Raw genomic sequence first — 26,192 nt, 5'->3', positions numbered from 1 at the left:
GCATTGTTAACCTGGCAGTGCCGTGGTGAACTGCCGGATGCGTTTTAGGCAATCGCCTCATTTTCCAGTGGCACGATAAGGCTTGCATGGTTTCCTTTGGGCCCTTGGTGCACGTCAAACCGGACCTGCTGGCCCGCCTTCAACGTCCTGTAACCATCCATCTTAATCGTTGAGTAATGGGCAAAGATATCTTCGCCGCCACCTTCGGGGCAGATAAAACCAAAACCTTTGGCGTTGTTAAACCATTTTACAGTACCCGTCTCCATGCTTTTACATCCCTCGCAATGCTATTTTAAGTGAGATGAATAACTGATTCCTGGTGAGCCTCAGTTGGTTAAAAGACCAGCAGCTCACAAAATTACACTCTAGAGCAAATGATCATCACGTCAAGGGGATGGCTTTTGTCCACCGCAGGCAGTTCATCAAAGTTTGAAGCGGGTAACGCTATTGGCCGTTTTTAGCGCAAATACTGGCCGTTTTTGCCGGGGAGCGCGCATTGGGCAATACGGCAGGATGTGGCCGAAGATGTTAAAATGAACTTAGGCTGTGCGCCGCCAGAGAACACACTGTGCGGTCGGCATCGTTTGGCGCCTTTTTTTGCGCGCAGCCGAATGTTCCCGTTTGAATAACCCGTATGTGACCCCATATCAGGGTACAGAAGAGAAGATAAGCAGCGATGGGCAATAACAACGATTGGCTGAATTTTGAACATTTAGCTAAAGAAAAACAAATCGATGCGGTAAAACCGCCGTCTATGTATAAAGTTATACTTAACAACGACGATTACACACCGATGGAATTTGTGATTGACGTTCTGCAAAAGTTCTTTTCTTATGATATTGAACGCGCAACGCAACTGATGCTCACGGTGCACTATCAGGGGAAAGCGATCTGCGGGGTGTTCACCGCCGAAGTCGCAGAAACCAAAGTAGCTCATGTTAACCGTTATGCCAGGGAGAACGAGCATCCGTTATTGTGTACGCTGGAGAAAGCCTGACCGGGGCGTGCTTCAATAGGCGTCATCAGCGCAGCCAGTTTGGGCGCGGGCAGCGAGCCGCCAAAGAGGCAAGATGGCGGGTATTCTGCCCAGGCTTAAAGTGGTAGGTAAGATAGCCTAGTGAACAGGCTCAAAGGTAATTTATTGGGGGAGGTGCCTATGCTCAATCAAGAACTGGAACTCAGTCTCAACATGGCTTTCGCCAGGGCGCGTGAGCACAGACATGAGTTTATGACCGTGGAGCACCTGTTGCTGGCGCTGCTCAGCAACCCAGCCGCGCGTGAAGCGCTTGAGGCTTGTACGGTGGATCTGGCGGCATTGCGTCAGGAACTGGAAGCCTTCATCGAACAGACCACGCCAACGCTGCCGGCCAGCGAAGAAGAGCGCGATACGCAGCCTACGCTCAGCTTCCAGCGCGTATTGCAACGTGCGGTCTTCCACGTGCAGTCATCCGGCCGCAGTGAAGTTTCCGGCGCCAATGTGCTGGTGGCGATTTTCAGCGAGCAGGAGTCGCAGGCGGCCTATCTGCTGCGTAAACACGACGTCAGCCGTCTTGACGTGGTGAACTTTATTTCACATGGCACGCGTAAAGACGAGCCGGGCCAGGCACCAAATGCGGAAAACCCGGTAAACGAAGAGCAGTCCGGAGGGGAAGACCGTATGGAGAACTTCACCACCAACCTCAACCAGCTGGCTCGGGTGGGGGGCATTGACCCGTTGATTGGCCGCGATCGTGAATTGGAGCGCGCCATCCAGGTGCTGTGCCGCCGCCGTAAAAACAACCCGCTGTTGGTCGGGGAATCCGGTGTGGGCAAAACGGCGATAGCCGAAGGGCTGGCGTGGCGCATCGTGCAGGGTGACGTGCCGGAAGTGATGGCTGACTGTACGCTGTACTCACTGGATATCGGTTCGTTGCTGGCGGGCACCAAATACCGCGGCGATTTTGAAAAACGTTTCAAGGCGTTGCTCAAACAGCTGGAACAGGATCAGAACAGCATCCTGTTTATTGATGAAATTCATACCATCATTGGCGCCGGTGCGGCTTCAGGCGGCCAGGTGGATGCCGCCAACCTGATTAAACCGCTGCTTTCCAGCGGCAAGATCCGGGTGATCGGCTCGACCACGTATCAGGAATTCAGCAACATTTTCGAAAAAGACCGTGCGCTGGCGCGTCGCTTCCAGAAAATTGATATTACTGAGCCGACGCCGGAAGAGACCATTCAGATCATCAACGGTCTGAAGACCAAGTATGAAGTGCATCACGATGTGCGTTACACCGCCAAGGCCGTGCGTGCCGCGGTGGAACTGTCGGTGAAATACATTAACGACCGTCATTTGCCGGATAAGGCGATCGACGTGATTGACGAAGCGGGTGCGCGCAGCCGGTTGATGCCGGTGAGCAAGCGCAAGAAAACCGTTAACGTGGCGGATATTGAAACCGTGGTGGCGCGTATTGCACGCATCCCGGAAAAAACCGTGTCCGCCAGCGATCGCGACGTGCTGAAAAGCCTGGGCGATCGGCTGAAAATGCTGGTGTTTGGCCAGGATCCGGCGATTGAAGCGCTGACCGAGGCGATCAAGATGAGCCGTGCCGGGCTGGGCCATGAGCACAAACCGGTGGGTTCCTTCCTGTTTGCTGGCCCGACCGGCGTCGGGAAAACCGAAGTCACGGTGCAGTTGGCAAAAGCGCTGGATATTGAACTGCTGCGCTTTGACATGTCGGAATACATGGAACGCCATACCGTCAGCCGGTTGATTGGCGCGCCTCCAGGCTACGTCGGCTACGATCAGGGCGGCCTGCTCACTGATGCGGTGATCAAGCACCCGCACGCCGTGGTGCTGCTCGACGAGATCGAAAAGGCGCACCCGGACGTATTCAATCTGCTGCTGCAGGTGATGGATAACGGCACGCTGACCGACAACAACGGGCGCAAGGCGGACTTCCGCAACGTGATCCTGGTGATGACCACCAACGCCGGGGTGCGTGAGACGGAACGTAAATCGATTGGCCTGATTGAGCAGGATAACAGCCACGACGCGATGGAAGAGATCAGGAAAGTGTTCACGCCGGAGTTCCGTAACCGGCTGGACAACATTATCTGGTTCAACCATCTGTCGAGCAGTGTGATCCAGCAGGTTGTCGACAAGTTCATCGTGGAACTGCAGGCGCAGTTGGATGCGAAAGGCGTGTCGCTGGAGGTGAGCGACGAAGCGCGCGACTGGCTGGCGGTGAAAGGTTATGACCGTGCGATGGGGGCCCGCCCAATGACCCGCATCATGCAGGAAAACCTGAAGAAACCGCTGGCTAACGAACTGCTGTTTGGTTCGCTGGTCGATGGTGGCTCAGTGAAAGTGGAGCTGGATAAGGAAACGCAGAAACTGACCTATCACTTCCTCAGCGCGCAGAAACGCAAGGCGGATGAGGGCGTGCATTAATCGGCTTGCTGGTTAAGCGTTCTATCTATGGCCGCAACGGATAACGTTGCGGCTTTTTTTTGCGCTTTTCTGGCTACGCACGTAGGTTGCCCAGCGGCGGCAGATAGCGTTGCCGTTCAGCGCACTTATGGCCTGAATCTTTAATGAGCGGGGTAGGGCGGAAATGATTGAGCCCTCTCAGTTTATCTGCGTGCATACGTCGCTATACGGAACGCCACGGCGCAGCTAAACGGAAAGGGCTCTGGAGGGATTACATCCTCGGTGCCGCCGTTGGGCGGATAAGCCGATTAACGGCTACGGAAGACAATGCGGCCTTTGCTCAGGTCGTACGGGGTCAGCTCTACAGTGACTTTGTCACCCGTCAGGATGCGGATATAGTTTTTGCGCATTTTACCGGAGATATGAGCGGTTACCACGTGCCCGTTTTCCAACTCAACGCGGAACATGGTGTTCGGCAACGTATCAAGAACGGTGCCTTGCATTTCAATATTGTCTTCTTTGGCCATCGAATCCTCTAGGTGTAACTACCTTAGTTTTTAACCGGCAAGATAATGCCGAAAAACCCCCATTATGTAAAGAAGTGTTGGCGAACAATGCACCATTTCCGCAAATTAGTTTGTTGAGGAGGGTGGTTCAACCTGCTGTGGGGGTATGTCTTGCTTTGCCCAGCATGCTGGCGCCAGCGCTTTACGCTGAAGGTGGCTGAGCTGCCGTAAAAATTGGCTGCGGGGGATTTCACGAGCCCCCAGCGAGGCAGTGTGGGCGTTAAGCACCTGGCAGTCAATCAATTCCCCGCCAAAAGCGGTGAAATGCTGGCAAAAAGCCATCAGCGCGCATTTTGACGCATTGGTGGTGCGGCTGAACATGGATTCGCCGCAGAACACCGCGCCTTGCGCCACGCCGTACATGCCGCCGACCAGTTGCTGATCCTGCCATACCTCGACGGAATGCGCATGGCCGAGGTGATGCAACTGCAGATAGGCGCGCTGCACCGCCGGGTTGATCCAGGTGCCCTCCAGCGGGCGTTGCGCGCAGGCATGGACCACCGCGGCGAAATCCTGGTTCAGGGTAATGCGAAACGGGTTGGTGCGCAGAAAGCGTTTCAGGCTGCGGCTGATATGGCGCTCGCCCGGGAACAGCACCGCGCGCGGATCCGGCGACCACCACAGGATCGGCTCCCCGGGGGAATACCAGGGGAAAATGCCTTGCGCATAGGCGGCCAGCAGCCGCGGCGCGCTAAGATCGCCGCCGATGGCCAGCAGGCCGTTAGGATCGCGCAGGGCGCTGTCTGGCGCCGGGAACGCAAGCGAGTGCGGGGAAAGCTTCATGATGCGCACAGTGCCCCCTGGTGTGCGCTACAGGCGGTATTAAAGCGAAACACGGCTGACACGCTGGTGGAATTGCGCATAGCGGCCTTGCTGACGCAGTAACGCCGCATGGTCACCCTGTTCGATAATCTTACCGCCGTCCATCACGCAGATGCGATCAAAATGATCGAGCCCATACAGCCGGTGGGTGATCAGGATCAGCGTTTTGCCCTGGCAATGTTGGCGCAGCAGTTGCAAAATCTGCCGTTCGGTTTCGGCATCCAACCCCTCGGTCGGTTCATCCAGCAACAGCAGCGGAGCCGGGTGCAGCAGTGCGCGAGCAATTCCCAGGCGGCGCTGTTCGCCGCCGGAAAGCTGGCGGCCGCCTTCACCCAGCCAGGCGTTCAGCCCTTCGTTTTCCAGCAATTTATCCAGCCCTACCTGGCGCAGCACGGCGTTGAACTGTGCGTCGGTGGCGCCGGGGGCGGCCAGCTGCAGGTTCTCACGCAGCGTGCTGCTGAAAATATGCACCCGTTGGTTCACGACGGTGGTCATGGCGCGTAGCGTGCTTTCGCTATAGCTGGCCAGCGGCTGGCCGTTAAGGCTGATGCTGCCGCTGTCGATATCCCAGGCGCGGGTCAGCAACTGCAGCAGCGTCGATTTGCCGCAGCCGGTGCGCCCCAGCAACGCGATATGTTCGCCGGGCGCCACATCCAGCGTGATGTGCCGCAGCACCGGCTGGGGTTGGCCGGGGTAAGTAAAATCAACCTGCCGCAGGCTCAGTGCCGCCGTTGCCGCAGCATCCGCGCCCTGGGGCGGGAAGTTAACTTCCGGCTGCCGATCGATGATCTGCTTTACCCGCGTCGCGGAAGCCACGACCTGCCCCAGGTGCTGGAAGGCGCCGGCTATCGGCATCATTGCTTCAAACGCAGCCAGCCCGGCGAAGACAAACAGGGCAATCAGCGCGCCGGGCTGGGTATTGCCGCCAATGCCGGCGGCGGCCAGCCACAGCAGCAGCGTTACCGTCAGGCCGCTGGCGAGGATCAGCAACGCTTGCGCTAGCCCGCCGAGCGACGTTTGCTGCCACTGGCGTTGTTGCCAGCGTTGCTCGGTGACGTTGAGCACTGCACGGAAGCTCTCCGCGGCGCCGAATACCACCAGCTCGGCCTGGCCCTGAAGCCAGGCGGCCAGATCGGTGCGGTACTGGCCGCGCAGCGCCGTCAGTTCAGCGCCAATCGGCTTGCCTGCGCGATAAAAGATCGGCGGGATCAGCAACAGCAGCAACAGCAGGATGGCGCCCAGCGTCAGCGCCAGGCCGGTATCGAGCAGGCTCAGGCCGGCGGTGACCACCGCGATCACCACCGCGGCGCTGACCAACGGCGAAATCACGCGCAGGTAGAGGTGATCCAAGGTATCCACATCGGCCACCAGGCGGTTGAGCAGTTCCGCCTGGCGGAAACGCGCGATGCCGCCCGGCGACAGCGGCAGGATCTTTTGGAAGGTGAAGACGCGCAAGTGCGCGAGCACCCGGAAGGTGGCATCGTGGCTCACCACGCGTTCGGCATAGCGCCCAGCGGTGCGGAAAATGGCCGCGCCACGCACGCCGGCGGCAGGCAGCATATAGTTGAAGGTAAACAGGCCGGCCAGCCCGGCCAATGCCGAAGCAGCCAGGAACCACCCAGAGAGCGCCAGCAGGCCGATGCTGGCCAGCAGGGTAATGATGGCCAATATGATGCCAAGGCTAATCAGAAACGTGTGGCGGCGATACAGCGCCAAAAACGGCAGCAGAACACGCATGGTTATAGCTCCTCGCTGCGGTGTGCAAGTAAATCGGCAAACAGCCCAGGTTGGGTGCTCAGGGTGGCGTAATCGCCTTGTTGCACGATTTGCCCGTCATTCATCACCCAGATCCGATCGTAATCTTCAATTTCTTCCAACTGGTGCGTTACCAGCAGCGTGGTTTGCTGGCGAGCGGCGGCGTTCAGCGCCTGCATCACCAGCCGTTCGCTGTCGGCATCCAGGCTGGCCGCCGGTTCGTCCAGCAGCAGCAAGCGGCGTGGGCTGATCAGGGCGCGCGCTACGGCGACGCGTTGCGCTTGGCCAACGGAAAGGCGTGCGGCGCCGTCGCCGATTTGGGTTTCCAACCCGTCGGGCAGGTTCGGCAGAAATTCGCTGACGTACGCCTGTTCGATCGCCTGTTGCAGTTGGGCCGCCGTCGCCTGCGGGTGGCCTAACAGGATATTGTCACGCAGCGTCTGCGCCGGCAGGTGTGGGTTTTGCCCTACCCAACCCAGTTGGCGGCGCCAACCTGGCGCAGCCAGCTCGCGCAGTTCGAGGCCGTTAATCGTGAGCGAGCCGCGGTAAGGCAGGAAGCCCAGCAGCAGGTTGAGCAACGAACTTTTGCCTGCGCCGCTTAGCCCGACGATCGCGATACGCGTCTGCGCCGGCACGCTGAAGTTCAACGGCCCGGCCAACAGCACCCCATTTGGCGCCAGAATTTCCAGGTTGTGCGCCTGCAGCGCCAGCGGCGTATCGCCCGTTATGGCCTGGCTACCGTTGCCCATTTGCTCGCCTTCGGCGTTCAGAAACGTCTCCAGCGCTTCCGCAGCCCCCACGGCCTGCGCCTTGGCATGATAGAAGGTGCCAAGATCGCGCAGCGGCTGGAAAAACTCCGGCGCCAGGATCAGCACCAGAAAACCGGCGAACAGGGTTACGCCGGTGCCGTAGCTGCCGAAATTGAGTTCGCCCAGGTAAGAGAAGCCAAAATAAACCGCCACCACGGCGATGGAAATCGAGGCGAAAAACTCCAGCACGGCGGAGGAGAGAAACGCCAGGCGCAGTACTTCCATCGTCCGGCGCCGGAAGTCCTCGGACGATTTGGCGATCTGTTCAGTCTCCGCCTGCGCCCGGTGAAACAGGCGCAGCGTGTCCAGGCCGCGCAGCCGATCGAGGAAATTACCGCTCAGGCGCGCCAGGGCGACAAAGTTGCGGCGGTTGGCGTCGGCGGCGCCCATGCCGACCAGCGCCATAAAAAGTGGGATCAGCGGCGCGGTGGCTAACAGGATCAGCCCGGCGGCCCAGTTGATGGGGAACACGGTGATCAGGATTAATAAAGGAATAAAGGCCGCCAGATACATTTGCGGCAGGTAGCGCGCGTAGTAATCCTGCATATCTTCGATTTGTTCGATGATAATGCTGGCCCAACTGCCGGCCGGTTTACCCTGCACCCAGGCCGGCCCAAGCTGCTGCAGCTTGTCCAGCACCCGGCCGCGAAGCTGCTGGCGGATCACCTGCCCGCAGCGGAAACCGACGCGTTCGCGCAGCCAGCTTAATAGCGCTCGCAAGGCGAAGGCGGCGGCCAGCCAGCAAAAGGACGGGATCAGCCGCTCCCGCGGCACCTGTTCAATAATCAGTGCGTGCAGCAGGGCGGCCAACAGCCAGGCCTGGGCAACGATCAGCATGCCGCTGATCAGCCCCAATAACATGGAAAGGCGCAGCCAACGCTGCGCTAATGCGCTTTGTGCTTTAAGCCAACGGGTTAACTGGTGCTGTCTGGTGTTTTTCATGAAAGAGTCTGCGTTGCTGACGCTTGCGGCAACGGGCCTGGTTAGCATCCTGTTGAAAAAGTATCTGCTTTAAATGCAAGCAAATAAGCGAACGCTAATGTTACCTCGTCACCGGGCTGGCTGAAAATAATAAAGCACATCATTGCATCAGGATGGGAGACACGTGAGGGAGGAGCGTCAGGTAAAAAAAACGGCTGGGGAACCCAGCCGCTTGATCGCGAACCGCTCTGCGGTTATTTGGCGATGAGCCCATCCAGATAACGCTCGGCGTCCAGAGCCGCCATGCAGCCGGTGCCGGCGGAGGTGATCGCCTGGCGGTAGATGTGATCCATCACGTCGCCTGCGGCAAACACGCCCGGAATGCTGGTCTGGGTTGCGTTGCCATGAATACCGGACTGCACTCTGATATAGCCGTTTTCCAGCTCCAACTGGCCGCCAAACACGCTGGTGTTCGGGCTGTGCCCAATGGCGATAAAGACGCCGGCGACCGCCAGTTCTTCCGTCTGCCCTTCGGCCTGGGTGCTGCGCAGGCGCACGCCGGTAACGCCCATTTCATCGCCCAAAACCTCGTCCAGAGTACGATCGGTGTGCAGGACGATGTTGCCGTTTGCGACTTTATCCATCAGCCGATCGATCAGGATTTTTTCTGAGCGGAAGCTATCACGGCGGTGAATCAAGTGAACTTCAGCGGCAATGTTGGACAGATACAGCGCCTCTTCCACGGCGGTATTGCCGCCGCCGACAACGGCCACTTTTTGGTTACGATAGAAAAAGCCGTCGCAGGTTGCGCAGGCGGAAACGCCTTTGCCTTTGAACGCTTCTTCTGACGGCAGGCCAAGGTAACGGGCTGAGGCGCCGGTGGCGATGATCAACGCGTCGCAGGTATATTCGCCGCTGTCACCGAACAGGCGGAAAGGGCGGTTTTGCAAATCAACGCTGTTGATATGGTCGAACACGATTTCAGTCTGAAATTTTTCTGCGTGTTCGCGCATCCGTTCCATCAGCAGCGGGCCGGTCAGGCCTTCCGCATCCCCCGGCCAGTTTTCCACTTCGGTGGTGGTGGTTAATTGGCCACCCTGTTCCATGCCGGTAATCAACACCGGTTTCAGGTTTGCCCGGGCAGCGTAGACTGCCGCGGTGTAACCCGCCGGGCCGGAGCCCAGGATCAATAACTTGCTATGTTTAGCCGTGCCCATGAATGACCTCTTTTCCCACAATGGCGGACAGTTCGCCGATTGTAGGGAAAATGCGGCAGTAAAAAAAGCGTGCTGGGGTGTTGTTAACGATTTGTTTGATAGATATTGTCTATTAATGAATTCCACGCTGTATAAAAGAATATAAAACGCGCAGTTTCACTTATGAAAACAGCGTTACTGCGCAGTGAGAGTTAACAAAAAACCTGATTTTTATCAGGTTAATATCGCCATCGGGCCGCCATGTCACGACGGAAATTCATAACTAAAAATGGGGATTTGCGTTTTCATGGCGGTATGTTGTTCTGATTTTGCTTCTTTTACTTTGACAATCCGCTGTGCATTTGCGAAAACATCAGAGGAAGAAGAAATTACCCCCCGCACCAGCAGCAAATAGTACGTATTTACGGCGCCGATGTAGCAGATTGCGCCAAAACGGGCCGGTGGCGGGGAATATCGTCCAAACGAGGTGGTGGTTTCTTGTTTCGGTGGGACGTCATTTGTATAGGTTGCGCAGTGTTTGGCAGACAGTGTGCGCGATGGCGAATGATGATAGTGAAAAACTATGACAGGCATCGGGTCTACGCTTGGGACTAGCCCTTATACATTGACGTCGGCTAGGGTGTGGCAAGTGTAAGAAGAATATAAGAGAGACAATAATAATGGCAGACAATAAAAAACGCCCGGGTAAAGATCTTGACCGTATCGATCGCAATATCCTGAACGAGTTACAGAAGGATGGGCGTATTTCGAACGTTGAGCTTTCAAAGCGCGTGGGGTTATCCCCAACGCCGTGTTTAGAACGTGTGCGCCGCCTTGAGCGCCAGGGTTTTATTCATGGTTATACTGCATTGCTTAATCCGCATTATCTGGATGCTTCGCTGTTGGTTTTTGTGGAAATCACGCTGAACCGCGGTGCGCCGGATGTGTTTGAGCAATTTAACTCTGCAGTGCAGAAGCTTGAGGAAATTCAGGAGTGTCATCTGGTTTCCGGTGATTTCGACTACCTGTTGAAAACCCGCGTGCCGGATATGTCCGCTTACCGTAAGCTGCTTGGTGAAACCTTGCTGCGTCTGCCGGGGGTAAATGACACCCGCACATACGTAGTCATGGAAGAAGTGAAACAGAGTAACCGTCTGGTGATTAAAACACGGTAAGGTACAGGTGCAAAACCTGATTAAATTGGTTACACTCCTGTTCATTCATACAGCTTCAGCGCCGGGGCGAGCTCTCGGCGTTGTTGCTATGTCATCAGGCAACAGGAACCTGGAGAGCCTTTCTTGAGCCAGGAATACACAGAAGACAAAGAAGTCACCCTAAAAAAACTCAGCAGCGGGAACCGCCTGCTTGAAGCTGTGTTGATTGTGGTGGCGATTTTCGCCGTTTATCTCATGGTTGCGCTGGTCAGCTTCAATCCCTCCGATCCGAGCTGGTCGCAAACGGCGTGGCATGAACCTATCCATAACATTGGGGGGGGCGTTGGCGCCTGGATGGCCGATACGTTGCTCTTCACCTTCGGGGTCTTGGCCTACGCGATCCCGCCGATCATGATTATTCTGTGCTGGGCTGCTTATCGCCAGCGTGATACTCGTGATTACATCGATTATTTTGCACTCTCGCTACGTTTGATCGGAACGTTGGCGCTGATTCTTTCTTCATGCGGCCTGGCCGCGTTAAACGTTGACGATCTGTACTATTTTGCTTCAGGCGGCGTGATTGGCAGCCTGCTGAGCAATGCTATGTTGCCTTGGTTTAACGGCATTGGCGCCACGTTGGTGTCGCTGTGCATTTGGGCTGTGGGGCTGACTTTGTTTACCGGTTGGTCATGGCTGGTGATCGCAGAAAAAATGGGTGGGGTGGTGCTGGGCATGTTGACCTTTATGTCCAACCGCTCGCGCCGCGACGTTCGCTATCTGGACGACGATGACGATGAACAGGCGCCGGGCGAGAAGCAGCCGCTAGGTAAAGAGGCGGCGGAGCTGGCTAACAGCATTAGCGCCGCGCAAGACGATGATGTGCTGTTTTCGGCGCCGTCGGTTAATGAGCGCGTGCAAGATACGGCACAGGCAGACGACGCGGCAGCGGATGCGCAACAAGCCCCACCGCAGGCAGATGCCCAGCCGGTAGCGGCGCATAGCGAACCTGCGGCGCCGCAAGCGCCGGTTGCCAACGCCGAGCCGCAAGCGCCTGCCGCCGATGCAGCAGCGCAGCCGCAAACGCCGCCGCTGTATTCATTTGAATTGCCGGAAGAAACGCCCGCACCTAAAACACCACAGGCGGCCTATCAGGAAGACGACGAGCCTCGCCTGGGCAATTGGAACGCGCCGGCGCAGCCGGAACGCACCCCGCATTCCCCATTCGATTTCTCCGCCGCGCAGCGTGATGAAGATATCGGCGCGGACTTTGATTTCAACGCCGCGGGCGCCAAACCGGCAGTGCCTTCCCCTTCCGCAGCCGAAGTGGCCGCCGCAAGCACGACCTTTATGCCAGCCTTCAGCGCCACCAGCGACGATAACCCGCAGGTGAAGCAGGGGATAGGCCCGGAACTGCCGCGCCCGAACCCGGTGCGCATCCCCACCCGGCGTGAGCTGGCTTCCTATGGCATCAAGCTGCCTTCGCAGCGCCAGGCCGAACAGGAGCAGCGTCACCAGGCGCCTGAACCGCAGGGTGCGCATGGGGCGGAGGATGACGATAACGAAGCTATGCAGGCAGCGCTGCGCCAGGAGTTTTTGGCACAGCAAAATGCCCGCTATGGCGAACAATCCTCTCAGGCCGACGATGAAGACGCCCTGCAGGAAGCGGCGCTAAGCCAGGCCTTTGCTGAACAACAGCAGGCGCGCTACGGCCAGCAAGATGAGGAATTGGCACAGCCAACCGCATCAAACCCGGTGGATACCCGCAACGCGTTCAGCTTCTCGCCGATAGCCGATCTGGTCGACGAGGGGCCGAAAGCGCCGTTGTTTACCCTGTCACCGCAAGAGGCAGAGGCCGCCGCTCAGCCGTTGGCTCAGAGCCAGCCAGCTACGCCTGCCGATCCACCATCGGCCCCCATTGCGCAGCAACCGGTACAGCACGGCTATTCACAACCGTCTGCCCACCCTGGTAGCCAGGTGCAGCAAGCGCCAGCGGCACAACAACCCGCGATGGACAGCCTGATTCACCCGTTCCTGATGCGTAACGATCAGCCGTTGCAGAAGCCAACGACGCCACTGCCGACGTTGGATCTGCTGGCGGCGGCGCCGAAAGAAGTGGAGCCGGTGGATATGTTCGCCCTGGAACAAAAAGCGCGCCTGGTGGAAGCCAGCCTGGCGGATTACCGGGTGAAGGCCGACGTTGTCGATATTCTGCCAGGCCCGGTGATTACCCGCTTCGAGTTGGATCTGGCGCCTGGGGTGAAAGCGGCGCGTATTTCCAACCTGTCGCGCGATCTGGCGCGTTCGCTGTCAACCTCGGCGGTGCGTGTGGTTGAAGTGATTCCCGGCCGGCCTTATGTCGGGTTGGAGTTGCCGAACACCAAACGCCAAACGGTGTATCTGCGCGAAGTGCTGGACTGCCCGGCGTTCCGCGATAGCCTGTCGCCGCTGTCGGTGGTATTGGGTAAAGATATTTCCGGCGAGCCGGTGGTGGCCGATCTGGGCAAAATGCCGCACTTGTTGGTTGCCGGTACTACCGGCTCCGGTAAGTCGGTCGGGGTCAACGCCATGATCCTGAGCATCCTGTATAAGGCCACGCCGAAAGAAGTGCGCTTTATCATGATCGACCCGAAAATGCTCGAGCTGTCGGTCTATGAGGGGATCCCGCATCTGCTGACTGACGTGGTCACCGACATGAAAGATGCCGCCAATGCGTTGCGTTGGTGCGTGGCCGAGATGGAACGCCGCTACAAGCTGATGTCGGCGCTTGGGGTGCGTAACATTGCCGGTTATAACGAGCGCGTCGACCAGGCCGAAGCGATGGGCCGCCCGATCCCGGATCCATTCTGGAAGCCGACGGACAGCATGGATATCACGCCGCCGACGCTGGAAAAAGAACCGTACATCGTGGTGATGGTGGATGAGTTTGCCGATCTGATCATGACGGTGGGCAAGAAAGTTGAAGAACTGATCGCTCGCCTGGCGCAGAAAGCGCGTGCTGCGGGGATTCACCTGGTGCTGGCGACGCAGCGTCCTTCCGTGGATGTGATCACCGGCCTGATCAAAGCCAACATCCCAACGCGCATTGCCTTTACCGTATCGAGCAAGATCGACTCACGCACTATCCTCGATCAGGGCGGGGCGGAATCGCTGCTCGGCATGGGGGATATGTTGTATCTGGCGCCAAACTCTTCGATTCCGGTTCGTGTGCACGGTGCCTTTGTGCGCGATCAGGAAGTACATGCGGTGGTTAAGGATTGGAAAGCGCGTGAACGGCCCCAATATAAAGAGGGTATCCTGAGCGGCGGAGAAGACGGCGAAGGTGGTGGGATCGAGGGCGACGAAGAGCTGGATCCGCTGTTTGATCAGGCGGTGGAGTTTGTGGTGGATAAACGCCGCGCCTCCATTTCCGGCGTTCAACGCCAGTTCCGTATCGGCTATAACCGCGCCGCGCGCATCATTGAACAGATGGAAGCGCAGGGCATTGTCAGCGAGCAGGGCCATAACGGCAACCGCGAGGTGCTGGCGCCGCCGCGGCATGGTTAAAGGGTTTCTTATCAGCTTGATTGTATCACCAAGGGCCGCTTAGCGGCCCTTGTGCAAAGAAGCGTAAACCCAGGCGTTTCTAGGAGTAATGCACCGCCCGCGCCGGGCAGACATTGGCTACAATGGCGCAGGATAGTCATTTGTTGGGCGCATGATTAGGCCCGGCGATTCATGTAACGCATAAGGTATCTGGAATAATGAAAAAACTGTTAGTTGCCTGTTGTTTGCTTTCTGGTTTCGTCGCCACTTCAGCATTGGCGGATGCCGCACAGGATCTGCAAAGCCGTTTGGCGAAGGTGAACAGTTTCCATGCCAGCTTCACGCAGGCGGTCACCAGCAGCGATGGCGCCGCCGTGCAACAGGGTGAGGGTGAGCTGTGGGTTAAGCGCCCGAACCTGTTTAACTGGCATATGACCTCACCGGATGAAAGCGTGCTGGTTTCCGATGGGCAAACGCTGTGGTTCTATAATCCGTTTGTGGAACAAGTGACGGCGACCTGGCTGAAAAGCGCCACCAACAATACGCCGTTTATGCTGATTACCCGCAACAGCGCCAGCGACTGGAAACAGTACAATATCAAGCAGAAAGGCGATGATTTTGAATTAACGCCGAAATCGGCCAGCGGTAATCTGAAGCAGTTTGCGATTTCCGTCAGCAACAGCGGCACCATCAAGAGCTTCGCCGCCGTTGAGCAGGACGGCCAACGCAGCGCCTATAGCTTAAAAGGCCAACAAAACAGCGGCGTTGATGCGGCCAAGTTTACATTTACCCCGCCAAAGGGGGTGACGCTGGACGACCAGCGCCAGTGAGGTCTGCGTGAGTAATCTGTCACTCGATTTTTCTCAAAATGAGTTCCAGCCGTTGGCCGCGCGTATGCGGCCAACCACGCTGGCGCAATATATCGGCCAGCAGCATTTGCTGGCGCCGGGCAAACCCCTGCCGAGAGCCATCGAGGCCGGTCAACTGCATTCGATGATCCTGTGGGGGCCGCCAGGCACGGGGAAAACGACGCTGGCAGAACTGATAGGCCGCTATGGGCAGGCGGACGTTGAGCGGATCTCTGCGGTTACCTCCGGGATTAAAGAGATCCGTGAGGCGATCGAGCGTGCGCGGCACAACCGCGATGCCGGGCGCCGCACCATCCTGTTTGTTGATGAGGTGCACCGTTTCAACAAAAGCCAGCAGGATGCTTTTCTACCCCATATTGAAGACGGCACCATCACCTTTATCGGCGCAACCACCGAGAACCCTTCGTTCGAGCTGAATTCAGCCTTGCTTTCACGCGCGCGCGTGTATCTGCTAAAAGCGTTGACGGTGGAGGATATCTGCCAGGTGCTGGATCAGGCGATGAATGACAGCAGCCGCGGCCTGGCGGGGCAGAACATTGAGCTGCCTGATGAAACGCGCCGCATGATCGCCGAACTGGTGAACGGCGATGCGCGGCGCGCGCTGAATAGCCTGGAGATGATGGCTGACATGGCTGAAACCGATGCCCGCGGTATTCGCCAGTTGACGCCGGCGTTGCTGAAAGAAGTCTCCGGCGAGCGTAGCGTGCGGTTTGATAACAAGGGCGACCGCTATTACGATCTGATCTCGGCGCTGCATAAATCGGTGCGCGGTTCTGCGCCGGACGCCGCACTGTATTGGTACGCCCGCATCATTACCGCCGGCGGCGATCCGCTCTACGTGGCGCGCCGGCTGTTGGCGATCGCATCGGAAGACGTCGGTAATGCCGATCCGCGCGGGATGCAGGTGGCGATCGCCGCCTGGGACTGCTTCACCCGCGTTGGTCCGGCGGAAGGCGAGCGCGCTATCGCCCAGGCCATCGTATATCTGGCCTGTGCGCCGAAGAGCAACGCGGTATATACCGCATTCAAAGCGGCCATGCGCGATGCCAAAGAGATGGCCGATTATGACGTGCCGGAGCACCTGCGCAATGCGCCAACCAAGCTGATGAAAGAAATGGGGCTGGGCGCCGAGTACCGCTACGCCCACGATGAGCCCAATGCCTACGCCGCGGGTGAAAACTACTTCCCGAAGGAAATGGCCAATACGCGCTACTACTACCCGGCCTCGCGCGGGCTGGAAGGGAAAATCGGCGAAAAGCTGGCGTGGCTGGCGGATCAGGACCAAAATAGCCCGACAAAACGCTACCGCTAGCGTTGCCGTTGCGGTAAGGTTAGCGGGTATTCGTTTCCCTTTTTACGCTGCTTTTCATCGCGGCGTAAAACGACAATTTTTCTTTCAATAACAACAAGCACAGGATTAGCATGCTCGATCCCAATCTGCTGCGTAATGAGCTAGACGCAGTCGCCGAAAAACTGGCTCGCAGAGGCTTCAAACTGGATCTGGATCTGCTGCGTTCGCAAGAAGAACGCCGCAAGGTTCTGCAAGTAGAAACTGAAACATTGCAGGCAGAACGTAACTCCCGATCGAAATCCATCGGCGCGGCAAAAGCGCGTGGGGAAGATATTGAGCCGCTGCGCCGTGAAGTCAGTGAACTGGGTGAAAAGCTGGATGCCGCTAAAACCGAGCTGGAACAACTGCAGAACACCATCCGTGACTATGCGCTGACCATCCCGAACCTGCCGGACGACGCCGTGCCGAAAGGTAAAGATGACAGCGAAAACCTGGAAGTTAGCCGTTGGGGCGAGCCGCGCCAGTTTGATTTCCCGGTGCGCGATCACGTCGAACTGGGCGAAATGGCCAGCGGGCTGGATTTCGCCGCCGGCGTGAAGCTTTCCGGCGCGCGCTTTGTGGTCATGAAAGGGCAAATCGCCCGGATGCACCGCGCGCTGGCGCAGTTTATGCTGGATCTGCACACTGAGCAGCACGGCTATCAGGAAGCCTACGTGCCTTACCTGGTGAACCACGCTTCGCTGTATGGTACTGGGCAACTGCCGAAGTTTGGCGAGGATTTGTTCCATACCCGCCCGCTGGAAGAAGAAGCGGCGACCAGCAACTATGCGCTGATCCCAACGGCGGAAGTGCCGCTGACCAACCTGATACGCGACGAAATCCTGGATGAAGAAACCCTGCCGCTGAAGCTGACGGCGCATACGCCATGCTTCCGTTCGGAAGCCGGTTCTTACGGGCGCGATACCCGCGGCCTGATCCGTATGCACCAGTTTGATAAAGTTGAAATGGTGCAGATCGTCCGCCCTGAAGATTCCATGGATGCACTGGAAGAACTTACCGGCCATGCGGAAAAAGTGCTGCAGTTGCTGAACCTGCCATACCGCAAAGTGCTGTTGTGCACCGGTGATATGGGCTTTGGTTCCTGCAAAACCTACGATCTTGAGGTTTGGCTGCCGGCACAGAACACCTACCGTGAAATCTCTTCCTGTTCCAATATGTGGGATTTCCAGGCTCGCCGCATGCAGGCGCGTTGCCGCAATAAGGCAGAGAAAAAGCCGCGCCTGGTACACACGCTGAACGGTTCCGGCCTGGCTGTCGGCCGCACCTTGGTCGCGGTGCTGGAAAACTACCAGCAGGCCGACGGCCGCATTCAGGTGCCTGAAGTGTTACGCCCTTATATGAATGGTCTTGAGTTCATCGGCTGATCGGTGTTTCGTTCCTCTTCGCCGCCCGGCGAGGGGGAACGTTGTTTGGCTGGCAGTGCCGTTTTCCCCGCATCAATACGCCTGTTCCCTCCGCTTCTATTAAGTATTTTTTCCCTTTAAATCCCCGCTCTGGCTCCTTGTCTCGGCGGCGATAAACATATTGTGCGCTGTACCCCACAGAGTGGATTGACTTTTTTATCGCCAGTGGCATGATGCGCGCACTTTCTATTGCGCGTTCGGTTCCCATCTCACTATGTCCGCATACTCTCGCCCAGTGCTGATGCTGCTCTGTGGTTTGTTGTTGCTTACGGTTTCGATTGCCGTATTGAATACTTTGGTCCCGCTTTGGTTAACCCACGCCCAGCTGTCAACCTGGAAAATCGGCATGGTGAGTTCGGCCTATTTTACCGGCAACCTGGTCGGCACCCTGACGGCCGGTAAGCTGATTCAGCGCATCGGTTTTACCCGCAGTTACCATCTTTCTTGTTTACTGTTTGCCGTAGCCACCGCCGGCATGGCGCTGTCATTGGATTTTTGGAGCTGGATGGGCTGGCGTTTTTTTGCCGGCGTGGGCTGCGCGTGGATTTGGGTGATCGTTGAAAGCGCCCTGCTGCGCAGCGGTACGCTGGCCAACCGTGGCCAATTGCTGGCCGCGTATATGATGGTGTATTACCTGGGTACCGTGGCCGGGCAAATCCTGCTTAGCGGGGTTTCAACGGAACTGATGCAGGTATTGCCCTGGGCGATCGCGTTGGTTGCCACGGCGATGTTACCGATGCTGTTTGCCCGCGTCGGCCGTGAAGATAATACCCCCGCACGGGTCGCCGTCTGGCCGATGCTGAAGCGCCGCAGCGCACGGCTGGGGATGCACGGCTGTATCATCTCCGGCATGGTGCTGGGTTCGCTGTACGGCTTAATGCCGCTGTATTTATCCCATCAGGGGATGAACGATGCTCACGTCGGTTATTGGATGGCGTTGTTGATCAGCGCCGGCATCGTCGGCCAGTGGCCGGTTGGGCGCATGGCCGATCGCTATGGCCGCTTGCTGGTGCTGCGTATTCAGGTGTTTATGGTGATCCTCGCCAGCGTGGCGATGCTGAGCAACTACGGCATGGCGCCGTCGCTGTTTATGCTCGGCTGCGCCGGTTTTACGCTGTACCCGGTTGCCATGTCCTGGGCCTGCGAGAAAGCGTTGCCGCATGAGTTGGTGGCGATGAACCAGGCGCTGTTGATGAGCTACACCATCGGTAGCCTGCTTGGCCCCAGCATGACCGCCATGCTGATGCAGAATTACTCCGATCGCTTACTGTTCGTGATGATTGCGTTGGTGGCGCTGGTCTACCTGGTTATGCTGCTGCGCAAACCGGATCATCACCACACGCCGCTGGCTGCGGCTTGATAATGCACGCCAGATAACCCGGCGTATTTTATTTGCGGAATGAGTATGGCCCCTTGCGATAAGGGAAGGGGCCAGGGCAGGGAAGGTTAGTAAATGACTTTATGCCCGTAACCTTCCAGGATGCCTTTTACGCGATCCATTGTCTCGGTTGTTGGTGGGTGCACGCCATCCAGTTTGTACTCTTCCCCCATGGCAATCCATTTGTGCTTGCCCAGCTCGTGGTAAGGCAGCAATTCGATTTTCTCAATATTGCCCATGTCTTTCGTGAACTCACCCAGCATATGGGCGGACTTATCGTCGTCGGACCAGCCGGGCACCACCACGTAACGGATCCAGGTGCGCTGATTACGTTTCGCCAGGTAGCGGGCAAAGTCCAGCGTACGGTGGTTGGACACGCCGACCAGGTTCTGGTGAATATCATCGTTCATCTGTTTGAGATCGAGCATGACCAGATCGGTGGTGTCGAGCAGTTCATCAATGACCGGATCGTAACGGCGAACAAAGCCATTCGTATCCAGGCAGGTGTTGATGCCTTCTTTATGGCAGGCACGGAACCAGTCGCGGACAAATTCGGCCTGCAGGATGGCTTCGCCGCCGGATGCGGTAACGCCGCCGCCGGAGGCGTTCATAAAGTGGCGGTAGGATACGGTGTCTTTCATCAGGTCTTCCACGGTGACTTCCGTCCCGGCGTGGGTATCCCAGGTATCGCGGTTATGGCAATACAGGCAGCGCATCAGACAACCCTGGAAGAAAACGATAAAACGTATCCCGGGGCCATCAACCGTGCCACAGGATTCAAAAGAGTGAATGCGACCTTTCACTGACATTGCGGGAATCTCTCCAATATGGGCTGTCAAACGCAGCCTCTAAAAACCGGCTTTATTGCGGGGAGCAGGGGGATGCGATGTGGCTGCCCACTAGGGGCAAGTGAAATCATTCCTGCTAACCGGCGATTATGCCGAATAACTGTTTTGCCGGACATCCATCAAGTATATACCTGTCGTACTGCAAGTTGCAGGCGCGTTGGCTTTATTACTCAGCCTGTCGGTTCGCGGCGTAATCCGCCGGCGTTCCGTATTCCTGCTACTTAAGTTTTAGGGCAATAGCTGCCTGGCAAAGCAGACTCATGCGAGTCAGGGATGTTGATTTGGTTGTTAAAAGGGCCGGAATAGACCGGCCCTGATTTACCAGGAAGCGGGCGGAGAAGCGCCCGCTCACAGTACCTTACATGGTTTTGGTGAAGGTACGGGTGATAACGTCCTGTTGCTGTTCTTTGGTCAGCGAGTTGAAACGCACGGCGTAACCAGATACGCGGATGGTCAATTGAGGATATTTCTCAGGGTTTTCCATCGCATCCAGCAGCATTTCGCGGTTCATCACGTTAACGTTCAGGTGCTGGCCACCTTCGATAGCGGACTCATGGTGGAAGTAACCGTCCATCAGGCCTGCCAGGTTGGTTCTGCGCACATCTTCATCTTTACCTAACGCATTAGGCACGATGGAGAAGGTGTAGGAGATACCGTCTTTCGCGTAGGCAAACGGCAGTTTAGCTACGGAAGTCAGGGAAGCCACAGCACCTTTCTGATCGCGGCCGTGCATTGGGTTGGCACCAGGACCAAATGGCGCACCAGCGCGACGACCATCTGGGGTGTTACCGGTTTTCTTACCGTAAACCACGTTAGAGGTAATGGTCAGGACGGACTGCGTTGGCACTGCGTTGCGGTAGGTGGTCAGTTTCTGAATTTTCTTCATGAAACGTTCAACCAGATCGCAGGCGATGTCATCAACGCGCGGATCGTTGTTACCGAACTGCGGATATTCACCTTCAACTTTAAAGTCTACCGCCAGGCCGTCTTCGTCACGGATGGTGGAAACTTTCGCGTATTTGATGGCGGACAGGGAGTCGGCAGCCACGGACAGGCCGGCGATACCACAGGCCATGGTGCGGTAAACGTCGCGATCGTGCAGTGCCATCAGTGATGCTTCGTAGCTGTATTTATCATGCATGTAGTGGATGATGTTCAGCGCGGTCACATACTGTTTGGCCAGCCAATCCATAAAGTGGTCCATGCGTTCCATGACTTTGTCATAGTCCAGCACTTCGTCCATCATTGGCGCTTCTTTCGGGCCAACCTGCATTTTCATTTTTTCGTCAACGCCGCCGTTGATGGCGTAAAGCATGGTTTTCGCCAGGTTAGCGCGCGCGCCGAAGAACTGCATTTGTTTACCCACAACCATTGGGCTGACGCAACAGGCGATGGCGTAGTCATCGTTGTTGAAGTCAGGGCGCATCAGGTCGTCGTTTTCGTACTGAACGGAAGAAGTATCGATGGACACTTTCGCCGCGAATTTCTTGAAGTTCAGTGGCAGTTTTTCAGACCACAGGATGGTCATGTTCGGTTCCGGAGACGGCCCCATGGTGTACAGGGTGTTCAGGAAGCGGAAGCTGTTTTTGGTGACCAGAGTACGGCCGTCAACGCCCATACCGCCCAGTGATTCGGTGGCCCAGATTGGGTCGCCGGAGAACAGTTCATCATATTCCGGCGTACGCAGGAAGCGAACCATACGCAGTTTCATCACCAGGTGGTCGATCAGTTCCTGAGCCTGTTCTTCACTCAGCTTGCCAGCCTTGATGTCACGTTCAAAGTAAACGTCGAGGAAGGTAGACACGCGGCCGAAGGACATGGCAGCGCCGTTCTGCGATTTAACCGCAGCCAGATAGCCGAAGTAGGTCCACTGTACGGCTTCCTGAGCGGTGGTCGCCGGGCCGGAAATGTCGCAGCCGTATTTGGCCGCCATTTCTTTGATGTGGCCCAGAGCGCGGTGTTGGTCGGCGATTTCTTCACGCAGACGGATGGTGGCTTCCAGATCTTCGCCGTTTTCCAGTTTGCTTTGCAGCGAAGTGAACTGGTTAAACTTGTCTTGCATCAGGTAGTCGATCCCGTACAGCGCTACGCGACGGTAGTCACCGATAATACGGCCACGGCCGTAAGCATCTGGCAGGCCGGTCAGCACGCCGGATTTACGACAACGCAGGATGTTCGGCGTGTAGACGTCGAATACGCCCTGGTTGTGGGTTTTACGGTATTCGGTGAAGACTTTTTTCAGCTGTGGATCCAGCTCACGATCGTACGCCTTGCAGGAGCTTTCGATCATTTTGATGCCGCCGAATGGGATCAGCGCGCGTTTCAGTGGGGCTTCAGTCTGCAGACCAACCACGGTTTCCAGATCTTTATTGATGTAGCCGGCATCGTGAGAAGTAATGGTAGAAGCGAGGCTGGTATCGAAATCAACTGGCGCATGGGTGCGGTTCTCCAGTTTGATCCCTTCCATGACTTTGTCCCACAGAGTGGTGGTGGCCTGAGTTGCGCCAGCCAGGAAGGATTCGTCACCTTCATAAGGCGTATAGTTTTTCTGGATGAAGTCACGAACGTTGACTTCATTCTGCCAGTCGCCTTTGCTGAAACCTTCCCAGGCTTTGGCTAACTTCTCGTTAAGTTCGGTCATTGTACACCTACCTTCTAATGTGGATTTCTTTGTAAACCCGTCGCTGCGGTCATAACACAGTTTAGTGCTGTTGTGCGCCGCGCAGATAAATTACCCAGTAAGTCAGCCCAACCAGCAGGCCGCCGCCGATGATGTTGCCAATGGTGACGGGGATCAGATTATCAATGATAAAGTTGCTTACGGTCAGGTGAGCGAACTGCTCTGGTGCTGCCCCTACGGCTTGCCAAAATTCAGGCGTGGCGAAGTCTTTAACCACAATACCCATAGGGATCATAAACATATTTGCGATGCTGTGTTCGAAGCCGCTGGCAACAAACATGGCTACCGGAAGGATCATGGCGAACATCTTGTCCATTAGCGTGCGGCCGGAATAGCTCATCCAGATTGCCAGGCACACCATCAGGTTAGCCAGAATGCCGAGGCAGACCGCTTCGATGAACGTGTGGTGAACCTTGTGGTCTGCTGTTTGTAACACATTCAGCCCCCACTGGCCGTTTGCCACCATATATTCGCCGGAGAACCAGATTAAAGCGACGAAGAACAGCGCGCCGATCAGATTACCAATATAGACATTGATCCAGTTGGCTGCCAGTTGGCGCCAGGTAATGCGCCCACTGGCCTTGGCGATGACGGTTAATACCGTTGAGGTAAACAGATCGGCGCCGCATACCACTACCAGCATCAGCCCCATGGAGAAGCAGATACCGCCGACCAGTTTTGCCAGGCCGAAGGGTACGCCGGCGGTGCCGGTGGTTGCTGTGATATAGAACACAAATGCGATGGAAATGAATACGCCGGCATTAATCGCCAAATAAAAAGTTTTTAGCGGGTGCTTAGTAGCTTTATAAACGCCTGCATCTTCGGCGACTTTCGCCATTGCGGCAGGTAATAACAGGTCAAAGGTGTTGTCAGCTTTCACACCAACTCTCGCTCTAAAGGGTTAAAACAACGCAATGAGATACTAGCAAAGCAGTATAGGGTAAAAATTGATTTGGATCATAACGCAAGGAAGTAAAGAGGCCTAAAACCGCAAAAAAACTACGGGTAATGGTGTTATTTTATTGATTTAAAATGAAAAAATATTTTTTAATCTTTACGTAAAATTTTGAAAATGTGACGTTGTAGCCATTTTTGCGGATAAAACACTGCTGGTTTTATCGCTTTTCGGAAATTAAACTTTCATCATCGTTTAATTATTAATTTACCAATGTGCAACAATTAATTGGCGAACGGGTAAGAATACCGGTAACTGCTTGTTTAATTAAGAAAATAAAAAATACGCGCTAAATTCGGCAATACCTAAATTTAATTAATGTATTTGAACTTCTGGCTAAATAGCGCCGGCGTAAAACCGGCGCTGAAGGCAATGGCTTATGCCTGCGCCCAATAACGGCGTTTTGCCTGCTGCAGTTTTTCATAGGCAGCCAGCAGCGCCTGATGGGCCGGCAGGGCCTGTAGATCGCTATCAACGGCGAATAATCCGTAGAAACACGCCTCGCCGCTGATGGCGGCCGACGCCGCCTCTACCGCCTCCTGACCATACATTTTGACAAACGCATGATAGTATTGCGCGCTGTCGCGCTCGTCTTCCATCGCCAACAGCAGCAGCGTCTGTAAGCAGCGGTAATAGTTAGCACGTGCGGGCGTAAATACCGACGCGTTGAAATCCTGCGTCCACTCAACCCAGGCCAGCGCCTGTTCCAGATCGCCGCCGGCCAGCGCCAGCATCGCTTTGAGTTCGCCCACGCGCAGCGTATGCCAGCCGTTGTCTTTGCCCGGCGCGATGCCCAGCAGTTCACGGACGCGGGTGAAATCATCCAGGCCTTCGTCGTCCAGGCGCTGAATCAACGCCAGATACTCTGGCCCCTGCCACTCGCTGCCCGGCAACTGCAGCAGGGTTTCACGCAGGTGCGCCCCCATGCTGTTGTTGGCCAACAGCAGATCTTCCGCAGGGTAAATATCCGACATACCGGGAACGATAATGCGGCAGGCGTATACGCCCAAATGTTGGTAATCGGCAATGTACACCTCGGCCCCTTCCTGATCGAAGATGCCCATCAGGGTGGCGAACTCTTGTTCCGTGCTGCCGCTGAACGTCCAGTCAACGAAAGGATAATCGGCATCCTGCTTGAACATGTCCCAGGATATCAGGCCGCTGGAGTCGATAAAGTGGGTTTCCAGGTTGGCATGTTCAGCCACTTCCTCATCATCGAAGGTCGGCGCGGTAAACACGTCCAGATCTTTCAGGCTACGGCCCTGCAGCAGCTCGGTGACGGTACGCTCCAATGCCACGCCGAAATCCGGGTGTGCGCCGAAGGACGCAAAGCAGGTGCCGTTGGTTGGGTTAAACAGCACTACGCAGATGACCGGGTATTTGCCGCCTAAAGAGGCGTCATACGCCAGAATTGGGAAGCCTTCTTCTTCCAGCCGGGCAATGGCCTCGACCACGCCAGGGTAGCGGTTCAGCACCGCGGCAGGAATTTCCGGCAGGCTGATGGCTTCGGCGATGATGCGGTTCTTCACGTAGCGTTCGAAGACTTCCGACAAACCCTGCACGCGCGCTTCATTGGCGGTGTTGCCCGCAGACATGCCGTTGGAAACGTACAGGTTGCCAATGATATTCATTGGGATATACACGGTTTGCCGATCGGACTGGCGGGTGAACGGCAGGGCGCAGATCCCGCGTTCAACATTGCCAGACTGCAGATCGACCAGATCGCTGGCGCGCAGTTCTTGCTCCGGATCATAGAATGCCTGTAACCGTTCATCAAGGATGCCGGCCGGCAACGTTTCATCGGCCGGAATCGGGAACCATTTTTCATTGGGGTAGTGCACGAAATCGCCTTCGGCGATGCGTTTGCCCAAATAGAAATCGGCGAAGAAATAGTTGGTGGACAGGCGCTCAAAGTACTCGCCCAGCGCCGAGGCCAGCGCGGCTTTTTTACTGGCGCCTTTGCCATTGGTAAAGCACAGCGGGCAGTCGCGATCGCGGATGTGCACCGACCATACGTGCGGCACCGGATTAAGCCAGGAGGCTTCTTCAATATTAAAACCCAGATCGATGAGTTTTTGTTGGAAACGGGCTATGGAGTCTTCCAGCGCGGCGTCTTTACCTGGGATAAAAGTTTGCGTCATGGCCTTCACTATTTTGAGCGGACGGAAACCCACCATAATACGGGCTTTTAACCTTAAGCTCCATGTATTCCGCCAGGTGGATTAAAACCCTAAAAACTGTGAGTGTAATAATTGTGAATCAATGGGTTAGCTCTGCGGGAACATCAACGCGCGTGGCATACGCCGCGTATAGCGCCATATTGCCAGGCGGCTCTTCCCGCCGTGCGTTTACACGATAAATTATTCAACAGTTGGGCTGTCGCGCCGGCGTGGCGGAATACAGCATAAAAAACCAGGCTAACCGATTGAATCATCCAGCTTCGTCGCTTTCTGTGGTAAAAAATGCGGCCATACCGGCAATGCCTGCTGGGGCCTGCGCCTGGCATGCCTTGCCAGAGGGCGAATAAGCATTGCAGCCGTATGGCGCGAGT

At 56.4% G+C, this 26,192-nt stretch carries 18 protein-coding genes and 2 pseudogenes; 9 read left to right on the top strand and 11 right to left on the bottom strand.

Annotation, left to right across the window (positions count from 1 at the left end; all coding sequences use genetic code 11):
• Positions 1-44: 44 nt before the first annotated feature.
• The gene (gene cspD / locus ABFX35_RS15165) at positions 45-266 is read right to left on the bottom strand and encodes a cold shock-like protein CspD (protein WP_095848039.1); all 222 of its coding nucleotides are present in this window, start codon (positions 264-266) and stop codon (positions 45-47) included.
• A 410-nt stretch (positions 267-676) separates the two neighbouring features.
• On the opposite strand from cspD, the gene clpS reads away from it, so the two are divergent.
• Both clpS and clpA read left to right on the top strand, forming a co-directional pair.
• Positions 677-997: an ATP-dependent Clp protease adapter ClpS gene (gene clpS / locus ABFX35_RS15160; protein ID WP_279023266.1), complete on the top strand. Its 321-nt coding sequence runs from the start codon at positions 677-679 to the stop codon at positions 995-997.
• A 159-nt stretch (positions 998-1,156) separates the two neighbouring features.
• Entirely contained in the window at positions 1,157-3,433 is a 2,277-nt protein-coding gene (gene clpA, locus ABFX35_RS15155; RefSeq protein WP_279023265.1) for an ATP-dependent Clp protease ATP-binding subunit ClpA, read from the top strand.
• 287 nt (positions 3,434-3,720) lie between these two features.
• On the opposite strand, the gene infA is transcribed toward clpA, so the two are convergent.
• The 6 genes from infA to ABFX35_RS15125 all read right to left on the bottom strand — a co-directional run bounded on the left by infA (position 3,721) and on the right by ABFX35_RS15125 (position 10,075).
• Entirely contained in the window at positions 3,721-3,939 is a 219-nt protein-coding gene (infA, locus tag ABFX35_RS15150; protein ID WP_002211347.1) for a translation initiation factor IF-1, read from the bottom strand.
• Positions 3,940-4,044: 105 nt separating this feature from the next.
• Positions 4,045-4,770 carry a leucyl/phenylalanyl-tRNA--protein transferase gene (aat, locus tag ABFX35_RS15145; RefSeq protein ID WP_279023264.1) on the bottom strand — a complete coding sequence of 242 codons (726 nt, stop codon included), beginning with the start codon at positions 4,768-4,770 and terminating at the stop codon, positions 4,045-4,047.
• A gap of 30 nt (positions 4,771-4,800) precedes the next feature.
• Positions 4,801-6,537, bottom strand: coding sequence for a heme ABC transporter ATP-binding protein/permease CydC (gene cydC / locus ABFX35_RS15140; RefSeq protein ID WP_346082024.1), 1,737 nt, complete (start codon positions 6,535-6,537; stop codon positions 4,801-4,803).
• A gap of 2 nt (positions 6,538-6,539) precedes the next feature.
• Positions 6,540-8,306, bottom strand: coding sequence for a heme ABC transporter permease/ATP-binding protein CydD (gene cydD / locus ABFX35_RS15135; protein ID WP_346082022.1), 1,767 nt, complete (start codon positions 8,304-8,306; stop codon positions 6,540-6,542).
• A gap of 233 nt (positions 8,307-8,539) precedes the next feature.
• Entirely contained in the window at positions 8,540-9,502 is a 963-nt protein-coding gene (gene trxB / locus ABFX35_RS15130) for a thioredoxin-disulfide reductase (protein ID WP_095848045.1), read from the bottom strand.
• Positions 9,503-9,745: 243 nt separating this feature from the next.
• Positions 9,746-10,075, bottom strand: a complete 330-nt coding sequence (locus tag ABFX35_RS15125) for a hypothetical protein (protein ID WP_346082020.1) — start codon at positions 10,073-10,075, stop codon at positions 9,746-9,748.
• 86 nt (positions 10,076-10,161) lie between these two features.
• Between ABFX35_RS15125 and lrp the strand changes: the two genes are divergently transcribed.
• The 7 genes and pseudogenes from lrp to ABFX35_RS15095 all read left to right on the top strand — a co-directional run bounded on the left by lrp (position 10,162) and on the right by ABFX35_RS15095 (position 19,140).
• Positions 10,162-10,656, top strand: coding sequence for a leucine-responsive transcriptional regulator Lrp (lrp, locus tag ABFX35_RS15120; RefSeq protein WP_004928318.1), 495 nt, complete (start codon positions 10,162-10,164; stop codon positions 10,654-10,656).
• Positions 10,657-10,890: 234 nt separating this feature from the next.
• A pseudogene (locus ABFX35_RS24210) lies at positions 10,891-11,292 on the top strand (DNA translocase FtsK 4TM domain-containing protein); the annotation flags it as partial.
• A gap of 315 nt (positions 11,293-11,607) precedes the next feature.
• Positions 11,608-14,178: pseudogene (locus ABFX35_RS15115) on the top strand (DNA translocase FtsK); the annotation flags it as partial.
• A gap of 197 nt (positions 14,179-14,375) precedes the next feature.
• Positions 14,376-14,987 carry an outer membrane lipoprotein periplasmic chaperone LolA gene (gene lolA, locus ABFX35_RS15110; RefSeq protein WP_095848047.1) on the top strand — a complete coding sequence of 204 codons (612 nt, stop codon included), beginning with the start codon at positions 14,376-14,378 and terminating at the stop codon, positions 14,985-14,987.
• Between the two features lie 7 nt (positions 14,988-14,994).
• Positions 14,995-16,338, top strand: coding sequence for a replication-associated recombination protein A (locus ABFX35_RS15105; RefSeq protein ID WP_279023255.1), 1,344 nt, complete (start codon positions 14,995-14,997; stop codon positions 16,336-16,338).
• A 110-nt stretch (positions 16,339-16,448) separates the two neighbouring features.
• Positions 16,449-17,741: a serine--tRNA ligase gene (serS, locus tag ABFX35_RS15100; protein WP_346082007.1), complete on the top strand. Its 1,293-nt coding sequence runs from the start codon at positions 16,449-16,451 to the stop codon at positions 17,739-17,741.
• Positions 17,742-17,994: 253 nt separating this feature from the next.
• Positions 17,995-19,140, top strand: coding sequence for an MFS transporter (locus ABFX35_RS15095; RefSeq protein ID WP_346082005.1), 1,146 nt, complete (start codon positions 17,995-17,997; stop codon positions 19,138-19,140).
• An 86-nt stretch (positions 19,141-19,226) separates the two neighbouring features.
• Here the strand turns inward: ABFX35_RS15095 and pflA are convergent, their stop codons facing one another.
• From pflA to ycaO, 4 genes are all read right to left on the bottom strand, one after another.
• A complete protein-coding gene (gene pflA / locus ABFX35_RS15090; protein ID WP_279023251.1) occupies positions 19,227-19,967 on the bottom strand; it encodes a pyruvate formate lyase 1-activating protein in 741 nt (246 codons plus the stop codon).
• A gap of 397 nt (positions 19,968-20,364) precedes the next feature.
• A complete protein-coding gene (pflB, locus tag ABFX35_RS15085; RefSeq protein WP_346082003.1) occupies positions 20,365-22,647 on the bottom strand; it encodes a formate C-acetyltransferase in 2,283 nt (760 codons plus the stop codon).
• Positions 22,648-22,708: 61 nt separating this feature from the next.
• A complete protein-coding gene (gene focA / locus ABFX35_RS15080; protein WP_346082001.1) occupies positions 22,709-23,566 on the bottom strand; it encodes a formate transporter FocA in 858 nt (285 codons plus the stop codon).
• A gap of 452 nt (positions 23,567-24,018) precedes the next feature.
• Complete coding sequence (gene ycaO, locus ABFX35_RS15075; protein WP_346081999.1) at positions 24,019-25,782, bottom strand: 30S ribosomal protein S12 methylthiotransferase accessory factor YcaO; 1,764 nt, start codon at positions 25,780-25,782, stop codon at positions 24,019-24,021.
• Positions 25,783-26,192: the final 410 nt, after the last annotated feature.

It is taken from the genome of Gibbsiella dentisursi (genome assembly GCF_039539505.1).
Taxonomy (GTDB): domain Bacteria; phylum Pseudomonadota; class Gammaproteobacteria; order Enterobacterales; family Enterobacteriaceae; genus Gibbsiella; species Gibbsiella quercinecans.
Note: the sequence above shows the minus strand (reverse complement) of the source record. Positions and strands in the feature narration are given on the sequence as shown.

Excerpts from the sequence above, each read along its gene's own strand:
- cspD (WP_095848039.1), bottom strand. The coding sequence starts at position 266 with ATGGAGACGGGTACTGTAAAATGGTTTAACAACGCCAAAGGTTTTGGT.
- clpS (WP_279023266.1), top strand. The coding sequence starts at position 677 with ATGGGCAATAACAACGATTGGCTGAATTTTGAACATTTAGCTAAAGAA.
- clpA (WP_279023265.1), top strand. The coding sequence starts at position 1,157 with ATGCTCAATCAAGAACTGGAACTCAGTCTCAACATGGCTTTCGCCAGG.
- infA (WP_002211347.1), bottom strand. The coding sequence starts at position 3,939 with ATGGCCAAAGAAGACAATATTGAAATGCAAGGCACCGTTCTTGATACG.
- cydC (WP_346082024.1), bottom strand. The coding sequence starts at position 6,537 with ATGCGTGTTCTGCTGCCGTTTTTGGCGCTGTATCGCCGCCACACGTTT.
- cydD (WP_346082022.1), bottom strand. The coding sequence starts at position 8,306 with ATGAAAAACACCAGACAGCACCAGTTAACCCGTTGGCTTAAAGCACAA.
- trxB (WP_095848045.1), bottom strand. The coding sequence starts at position 9,502 with ATGGGCACGGCTAAACATAGCAAGTTATTGATCCTGGGCTCCGGCCCG.
- ABFX35_RS15125 (WP_346082020.1), bottom strand. The coding sequence starts at position 10,075 with ATGCCTGTCATAGTTTTTCACTATCATCATTCGCCATCGCGCACACTG.
- lrp (WP_004928318.1), top strand. The coding sequence starts at position 10,162 with ATGGCAGACAATAAAAAACGCCCGGGTAAAGATCTTGACCGTATCGAT.
- lolA (WP_095848047.1), top strand. The coding sequence starts at position 14,376 with ATGAAAAAACTGTTAGTTGCCTGTTGTTTGCTTTCTGGTTTCGTCGCC.
- serS (WP_346082007.1), top strand. The coding sequence starts at position 16,449 with ATGCTCGATCCCAATCTGCTGCGTAATGAGCTAGACGCAGTCGCCGAA.
- ABFX35_RS15095 (WP_346082005.1), top strand. The coding sequence starts at position 17,995 with ATGTCCGCATACTCTCGCCCAGTGCTGATGCTGCTCTGTGGTTTGTTG.
- pflA (WP_279023251.1), bottom strand. The coding sequence starts at position 19,967 with ATGTCAGTGAAAGGTCGCATTCACTCTTTTGAATCCTGTGGCACGGTT.
- pflB (WP_346082003.1), bottom strand. The coding sequence starts at position 22,647 with ATGACCGAACTTAACGAGAAGTTAGCCAAAGCCTGGGAAGGTTTCAGC.
- ycaO (WP_346081999.1), bottom strand. The coding sequence starts at position 25,782 with ATGACGCAAACTTTTATCCCAGGTAAAGACGCCGCGCTGGAAGACTCC.